Source organism: Ochrobactrum sp. SFR4, from assembly GCF_019730395.1.
GTDB lineage: Bacteria > Pseudomonadota > Alphaproteobacteria > Rhizobiales > Rhizobiaceae > Pseudochrobactrum.
In genome coordinates, this window is record NZ_JAAPBB010000567.1 from 1 (window position 1) to 306 (window position 306).

The 306-nt window shown below is 49.7% G+C and carries 1 pseudogene; it reads right to left on the reverse strand.

Features of this window, described 5'->3' with window-relative positions:
• A pseudogene (locus HBA93_RS20280) lies at positions 1-306 on the reverse strand (bifunctional Delta(1)-pyrroline-2-carboxylate/Delta(1)-piperideine-2-carboxylate reductase); the annotation flags it as partial.

Here is a 306-nt window from a genome sequence, read left to right on the forward strand (position 1 = left end):
GCCAACAACAAAAAGCTTATTCGCATCTTCCCGGGCAAGAAAAGAGGCCGCCAGAGCAGATACTGCAACTGTGCGACGGCTTGTTATTGTACCACCATCGATTGTAGCGAGATGCGCACCGGTACCGCTGTCATATAACAAATAGCTTGATGTCAGCCCCGGCAATCCTTTTTTAGCATTGCCCGGAAAAACATTAACCAGCTTAACACCAATAAAGCCATCATCTCCGTGTTTTTCCTGCCATGCAGGCATCAGAAGCAACGTAGCAGCTTCCTCACCCGGCACAGGAATTGTGTGGTGATGGCG